This is a genomic window from Nocardia altamirensis NBRC 108246, from assembly GCF_001612685.1.
Taxonomy (GTDB): Bacteria; Actinomycetota; Actinomycetes; order Mycobacteriales; family Mycobacteriaceae; genus Nocardia; species Nocardia altamirensis.
In genome coordinates this window covers 23096-30348 of the sequence record NZ_BDAY01000113.1, presented here as the reverse complement: position 1 = coordinate 30348, position 7253 = coordinate 23096, and the positions used below count along the sequence as shown (strand labels likewise).

The following is a 7253-nucleotide window of genomic DNA, read 5'->3' as shown; positions in this document are numbered from 1 at the left end:
GGCGCCGCCCGCGCCGCGGGTCGGCGCCGTGCGCGAGGTGGCCAAGTTGACCGGCGCGCATTCGCTGAACCGCACCGACAAGCGCTGGCAGGTGGACGGCACCGACCTCGGCATCATGTGGGAGAGCGCGCCCGGTGAGATCGCGACCGTCTTCGGCGACACCGTCGGCCGCGGATTTCATCCGCCTGGTGGCATGGGGATGGATTGGCGCAGCAATGTTTTGGCGTTCAGCACCGATCGGGAGCTCGCCGACGGCGTCACCTACGACCGGATGGTCACCGACGACCGGTGTCATGCCGCGGAGGTGCTGTCCAGCCGCAAGCTCGACAATGTGGAGCTCACCACGATCCCGACCTCCGGGTTCGCGCTCGGCGATCGGCAGTATCTGAGCTACACCTCGGTGCGCACCTGGCACAGCCTGCCCGGCACGTTCTTCACCAACTACGGCGGCATCGCCTACTCCGACGATCACGGGCAGACCTGGACCAAGGATCCGTATGCGCGCTGGGACAACATCTTCGGGCTCGCGAATTTTCAGGTGAGCGCGATGGTTCCGCAGGGCGACTACGTCTACATGTTCGGCACACCCAACACCAGGCTCGGCGCGGTCGGGCTGGCGCGGGTGCCGAAGGACGAGGTGCTCAACACCACCGCCTATCAGTACTGGCGCGACGGAAGTTGGACGCCGGTCGGCGGATTCAGCGCCGCGACCCCCGTGGTCGACGGCCCGGCCGGTGAGTTGTCCGTGCGCTACGACGCGGCCAGAAATGTCTGGCAGATGAGCTATCTCGACACGGCCAAGGCGGCCATCGTTGTCCGCGAGGCGGATTCACCGCAGGGGGCGTGGTCGGCGAGTACCCCGACGACGACAGTGCGCGACTATCCGGAACTGTACGGAGGATTCATTCATCCGTGGTCGTCCGGCAACGACCTCTACTACACGATCTCGACATGGAGCGACTACAACGTTTACTTGATGCACGCCGTGCTCGAGTAAGGTCCTAGCTCCTAGGTCAGGCGGACCTCGGCGATGGCGCGGCCGAAGAGCTTGCGGCCCTCCGAGGTACCGCTGAGCACCACGGTCGCGGTGCGGGTGCTCGGATCGAGCGACTTGATCTTGCCGGTGAAGTCGACCGAGCTCGCCTCGGTCGCGGCGACCGGGACGAAGCCTGCAAAGCGCACGCTGAACTTCGCGATGGCGGTCGGATCGCCGAGCCACGAGGTGAGATAGCCGCCGGCCAGGCCCATGGTCAGCATGCCGTGCGCCACCACCGTCGGCAGACCGACCAGCTGCGCGGCGTGCTCGCTGAAGTGGATCGGGTTGGCATCGCCGGACACGCCCGCGTAATTGGCGAGATCGCCGCGGGCCAGCCGGAAGGCAGCGGGCGGGAGCTGGTCGCCGACGGACAGCTGGTCGAACGCGGGCAGGGTGTGCACCGGTGCGCTCTCGTAGCCCGCCGCCGGCGCGGGTAGCTCGCCGATGCCGAGCGGAATCAGCGCGGAGTTGTCGTCGAGTCCGTCGGCTTCCGTGGGGAATTCGACCACCTCGCCGTGCATCATGATGTTGTCCACCACGGCGGCGAGGTTCGGGTCCACGTCGGCGCCGCGGCGGGCAACGATGGTGGTCGAGCCGATCAGCGTCAGCTCGCCGTGCTGGTTGACCAGGGCGGAGCGCACCACCACGAAATCGTTGTCGCCGAACTGACGGATCGACTCGATCAGGATCTCGCTGGTCAGTTTGTCGCCGGCGAGGATCGGCCGATAGGCCTGGAACACCTGGTCGGTCTGCAGGAGCTGGGAGAGGTCGTACTGGGTGAGCACCGATTCGAGCAGCGATCGAGTGCCTGCCGAGCCGATCACCGACGCGAACGTGGGCGGCGCGATGACACCGTCGTGACCGAGCTTGCCCGCGTCGACTTCCTGCTGGTGCGCAAGGTGGTGGTTCTGCACCGCGCGCGCGAACTCGCGGATCTTCTCGCGACCGACCTCATAGTGGTCCCGAACGCGGTACCGCTGTCCAGCCAGTGATTCTGTCTGCGTTACGCCATCGGTTTCGAGCGTCATCGTCTGTTCCGTGCCCATGATGCGGGCCACGCTAACAACTAATAGGACCGATGACCAGGAGACTGTGAGCAGCGCTACCGTTTATCGATGCGGAATTGCTGTCGAATTTGCCTTTTCGTCACTTGAAATCTCATGCGCCGCGGCACCACGTCCGAAATGCGACGATCGGGTTTAGCTACCCTTAAATGAGATGAAGCCCGGCGGTTGCCCGCGCGCGAATTCCATGCGCGCGGACCCCGCTCGAACCATCAGCGATTATCGAACCATGTATCGCTACGGTGTGCTCGTCGGCGGATCGCAGACTTTCCAGCCCTTGTCGGTGTTCTGCAGATCGAACGTCCGCGCCGAGCGTTTCGCCGGATCGGCCTCGGTGTAGACGGTCGCCTGCGCGATCGCGGTGTTGTCGGTGATGCGGATGGCGTCGACGCCGTCCACCACCGGAACGGACCGGCGATCCATCGACAGCTGGTGCACGCCGGCGAACTGATCCGCCGGAATGCCCTGATAGAAATCGTGCAATGGGCCACAGGTCGTCGAGCGCAACGTGTTCAGATCACCGGTCTTGAGCGCCTGTGTGTAATCGGTGATCGCGGCGCGGACCTTCGCCTCCGGCGAACTGTCCTTCGCGTTCGTGACGAAGGCCACGATCACGCCGATCAACACGACCACCAGCACCGCGGCGCCGGCCACCATGAGCAGCACCCGCTTGGACCGTCCGCCGTCCGCAGACCTGCTGACCGCGTCGACCGGCGCCTGCGCGGCAGGCTCGATCCGTTGCGGCGGCGCGATCGTCCGAGGTTGCGGCGGGCGCGGCTGCAACGGCTGCACCGGCGTCGTCGGCTGCACATCGGCAGGCGAATGCGCCGAGCCGGGTCGCGCCTGCTGCGGCGGCATCGGCTGCTCGACCGGCCCACCCGGTGCCGGTGCCGAAGGTCCATGCGCACCAGGCTGTTTCGGTCCCGGCGCAGGTCGCGGCGTGCTCGGCGGCTTCGTGATCGGCACCCGCCCCGCCCCCGGCGCGACCCGATCGGTACCCGGCGCCTTCGGCGCCCCCGCTGGCCGCTGCACCGGCAGCGCCACCGTCTTGGCCTCGTCCGGCTTGATGACCGGCATCGCGACGGTCACATCCTCGGCCCCCGCCGGGGCCTGCCCCGCAGGCGCACCGGTCTGCATCTTGACCGTGTCCGCCTCCGGGGTGGCATCGGCCACTGGCGGCTCCGGCCGCTGCACCCGAATCACCGTCGTCGGCGCATCCCCGTCCGCGACAGCATCTTTCGGTGCCGGTGCCGCCGGAGCGTCACTCGGCGCACCACCCTGCGCCGCGTTGGCGGCAGCGCCACCGAACCAAGGACTGCGCTTCGACGGTGCACTGCCCGGCTGAGTAGCCGACCCGGTGCCACCGGATGTCGTGGCATCGCCCTGCGTGGGGCTGCTTGCCGTAGTCGCCGACCCCGTGCCGGCGGATGGTGTGGCATCGCCCTGCGTGGGGCTGCTCGGCGTCGTCGTGCTGGTGCCGCCGGATGTCGTTGTGCCGCCTTGCGCAGGACTGCTCGGCTGCGTTCCGGGGGCTGCCGCGCCGCGAACGGGACTGTCGGGCTTGGTTGTCGAGCCCGCCGCGTCGCCTTGCGCCGAGCCGCCCGGTTGAGCCGCAGGCCCTGTTCCGCTTGGTGTTTCGTCACCCTTGGTTACCGGGCTCGATCCGCCTGGTGACGCGGACCCTGGCGCGCCATCGCCGCGAGTTGGGTCGCCCGGCTGGACTGCCGGGCTCGCCGAGCTGGCTGCTGCGGCGCCGCCTTGGGCCGGGCTGTTCAGCTGGGTGTCAGCCGCTTTCGCGCCGGGCGTCGATGATGCTGCTTGGCCGGATGCAGTGCTTGCGCTGGCCGCCTCGGACTGACCTTGATCGCCTCGCTTGATCGCCTCGGTCGCCGCTTCGGATCCGGCTGCCCCGCTGCGGGTTCCGCCTGCCGAGGCCTCGGTTGTTGCGGTAGCGCCCTTGGCCGGGCTGTTCGGCTGGGCGCCAGCACCTTCCGGGCTCGACTTCGTCGGGGTGTCCGGTCGTGCCGCGGCCGTACCGGCGGCAGCAGCAGCGGTGGTACCGGCCTGAGTGGGGTTGCTCTGTTGCGCCGCTGTGGCTTTCGCGCCCGGTGCCGCATGGTCGGCAGTTCCCGGAGCGCTGCCACCTGCGGCGGATCCGGGCCGGACTTCATCGCTTCGTTTGATCGCCTCGGTGGAGGCTTCGGCTTCGGCTGCTTCGCCGGCGGTGCCGCTGGATGCCGCGCTGCTCGCTGCGGCCGCACTGGACTGCGTTGTCTGGCCCGCGGTTTCCGCGACCGATCCCGGCGTGCTCCGATCCTTGTGCTGGAGTCCAGCGGTCTCGGATGCTGCGGCCTTGTTTGCCGCCCCGCCCTCGGCGATGTCGGCGGCGACTCCGCCGGAAGGCTTACCTTGTTGCGCCGCTGCGGTTTCCGCACCCTGTGACGGTGCCTGGGCCGAGCTCGGGCCAGGACGGCTTTGGTCCGCAGTTGCGGCTGTCGAGCCCGCAGTGGTTCCTGGGTTTCGATTCGGCGCGGAGTGCGACGCGGCTGCGCTGGCTCCACCCGCATTCGGTGCACCGGTCGGCGGTGTGCCGCTCGGCGCCTGTTGGCCGGACGCTGTGCCCGGGCTGCTCGGCCGAGACGTGGCTGCCGACGATGCCGCAGTGGCGTCGGTTCCACCGGCATTCGGTGCACCGGTCGGGGTCGCGCTGCTCGGTGTCTGCTGGCCGGAGGTGGTGCCGGACGGCGCGGCAGCGGCCGTCTCAGCGGCGCCGGAGCTGGCCGGGCCGTTGGTGGCAGCGGCCGAATCCTGCTGTCCGGCGGCGCGATCTCGTTGGTCGGCCGATGTGCCATGAGGGGCAGGTGTTGTCGCAGAGGTCGACGCGGCCGGGCCACCTGGCGTGGTAGGGGCCGAAGAACCCGGAGCGGACGTCTTCGCGCCGTCGGTGGGCGCGGACGGGCTCGACGCCGAGGCGGAGATCGGGCGGGTCGGCGCGGCCGAGGGGGTTGCGGCCGAGCCGGAGGCGGTGTCTTGGCGTGCGTCGGTTCCCGCCGGGGACGCCGGGGTGGCGCTCTCCCGCGCCGGGTTCTTGTCGTCTTTCGGGTCGGACACGCACTACCCCTCGCTCGGGCGGAACATTTGAACTCGACGGCCAGCCTAACGGGCACGCGTGCACGAAGGCCGACTTCAGGGCACCCATAGCGGGAATCGAATACGAAGGTTCGCGGATTGTGTGCCGTCGGCGCACGAATGGCGTGAATCTGGAGGCACGACCGACCGGCAATTCGGGCATCGGTGCACAATGAAGCCCATGACCTCGTTCGGTGATCTGCTCGGCCCGCAACCGGTACTCCTCCCCGAAATCTCCGACGCGGAAGACGCGTTGCTCGACAAGGCCGACCCGGTGCGGGTCGCGGCCGACCATCCTGCCGCGTCGATCGCATGGGCCCAGCTGGCCGAAGACGCGCTGACCAGGGCCGAAGCCCAGGATGAGCCGATCAATCACGATGTCGTCGCGGCCTATGCGTTCGCCCGCACCGGCTACCACCGTGGCCTCGACCTGCTGCGCCGCAACGGCTGGAAGGGCTTCGGCCCGGTGCCGTGGAGCCACGAACCCAATCGTGGTTTCCTGCGCAGCGTCGGCGCGCTGGCCCGCGCGGCGAAGATCATCGGCGAGACCGAGGAGTACGCGCGCTGCCTCGACTTGCTGGAGGACTGCGATCCGCGGGCCGCCACCGAGCTCGGCCTCGACTGAGCCGTCGTCATTGATTGATCTCAAGCCCCGTGTTGATGTCGCCAAGGCGAGCAGCATGGATCAGCTGCGCTCCGCGTGGTCGCGGCTGCGCCTTTCCGCGTTGCCGATCGTGCAATGTGCGGTCGGCGCGGCGCTAGCCTGGTTCATCGCGCGCGATATCGTCGGCCACCCGCAGCCGTTCTTTGCGCCGACCGCTGCGGTGGTATCGATCGGCATCTCGTTCGGCGCGCGGCTGCGCCGTTCGGTGGAGCTGGTGGTCGGTGTCGCCGTCGGCATCGGCATCGGCGACCTGTTCATCACCAGGGCCGGCACCGGTGTCTGGCAGATCGCGCTGGTGGTCGCGGTCGCCATGGCGGCGGCGGTCTTCCTGGACGGCGGGTCGATCATCACCATGCAGGCGGCCGGTTCCGCCGTGCTCGTCGCGACCTTGCTGCCGCCGTCGGCGGGCGGCGGTTTCTCCCGCATGATCGATGCCCTGGTCGGCGGGCTGGTGGGAGTCGTTGTGGTGGCGGCGATTCCACTGCACCCGGTGCGCAGAGCCAGGGAGCAGGCCGCGGAAATCCTTGCGGTGATGAGCAAATCGCTCACCGAATGCGCCGACGGCCTGCTCGAACAGGACCCGGACAAGGTGCGGGCCGCGCTGGCGGCGGTGCGGGCGACGCAACCGCAGATCGATACGCTGCGCGCCACGCTGGAGGGCGGCAGGGAGATCAGCCGAATCTCCCCGCTGTACTGGAATTCTCGCGCCAGGCTCGAACGCATCAAGGCCACCGCCGACCCGCTCGACAACGCGGTCCGCAACGTGCGGGTGCTGTTGCGTCGCTCGCTCACGCTGGTCCAGGACGACGAGATTCTCGACCCGCGCCTGATCGACGAGGTCGAAAGACTAGGCCAGTCCGTCGAAGTCCTGCGCAGGATGATGCTCGCCGATCCCGACGAGCAGCCCGACCAGGCCGAAGCGGCCAGGGTGTTGCGCACGGTCGCCAAGGGCGCCAGGCCGGAATTGGTTGAGGGTTCCGGACTTTCGGCGCACGTGGTGTTCGCGCAGGTGCGCTCGATCGTGGTCGATTTGATGCAGGTGTGTGGCATGAAACGCATCTCTGCCATCGCGCTGCTCCCGCCGACGGTACCCAAACCGTTTGTCACCCCCGAGGACTGAGCGTCACCACGGGTAGCGACGGCCTTCATTGAGGACTACTCAGCGGATCACGGACTTCCGCGCTGCGTGCGAGTGCTCGCGCCGCGCGGTGCGGAGCCCGGTGATGATCTTTTGGGGTAGTCGGCTACTCGTGTCCCGGTCGGCCCGACGCCATAACTTGTAGCAGTGACCGCGATGACGAGGGGTGTCGCGGTCGATCACTTCGCATACACGCGAACTGCCCCGCCGGCCATGGGTGTG

The 7253-nt window shown here is 68.6% G+C and carries 5 protein-coding genes; 3 read left to right on the top strand and 2 right to left on the bottom strand.

Annotation, left to right across the window (positions count from 1 at the left end):
* Positions 1-997 (top strand): glycoside hydrolase family 183 protein (locus NA11_RS40525; RefSeq protein ID WP_069167421.1); only part of this gene is annotated, 997 nt, incomplete at its 5' end.
* Positions 998-1008: 11 nt separating this feature from the next.
* Here NA11_RS40525 and NA11_RS40520 read toward each other — a convergent pair.
* A complete protein-coding gene (locus NA11_RS40520) occupies positions 1009-2064 on the bottom strand; it encodes a fused (3R)-hydroxyacyl-ACP dehydratase subunits HadA/HadB (protein ID WP_245746543.1) in 1056 nt (351 codons plus the stop codon).
* Positions 2065-2337: 273 nt separating this feature from the next.
* On the bottom strand, positions 2338-5211 hold the full coding sequence (locus NA11_RS46925; RefSeq protein WP_245746542.1) for an Rv0361 family membrane protein: 2874 nt from the start codon (positions 5209-5211) through the stop codon (positions 2338-2340).
* Positions 5212-5410: 199 nt separating this feature from the next.
* Between NA11_RS46925 and NA11_RS40495 the strand changes: the two genes are divergently transcribed.
* Positions 5411-5854: a DUF3151 domain-containing protein gene (locus tag NA11_RS40495; protein ID WP_069167419.1), complete on the top strand. Its 444-nt coding sequence runs from the start codon at positions 5411-5413 to the stop codon at positions 5852-5854.
* A 55-nt stretch (positions 5855-5909) separates the two neighbouring features.
* A complete protein-coding gene (locus NA11_RS40490) occupies positions 5910-7013 on the top strand; it encodes an FUSC family protein (protein WP_174567800.1) in 1104 nt (367 codons plus the stop codon).
* Positions 7014-7253: the final 240 nt, after the last annotated feature.

Excerpts from the sequence above, each read along its gene's own strand:
- NA11_RS40490 (WP_174567800.1), top strand. The coding sequence starts at position 5,910 with ATGGATCAGCTGCGCTCCGCGTGGTCGCGGCTGCGCCTTTCCGCGTTG.
- NA11_RS40520 (WP_245746543.1), bottom strand. The coding sequence starts at position 2,064 with ATGACGCTCGAAACCGATGGCGTAACGCAGACAGAATCACTGGCTGGA.
- NA11_RS40495 (WP_069167419.1), top strand. The coding sequence starts at position 5,411 with ATGACCTCGTTCGGTGATCTGCTCGGCCCGCAACCGGTACTCCTCCCC.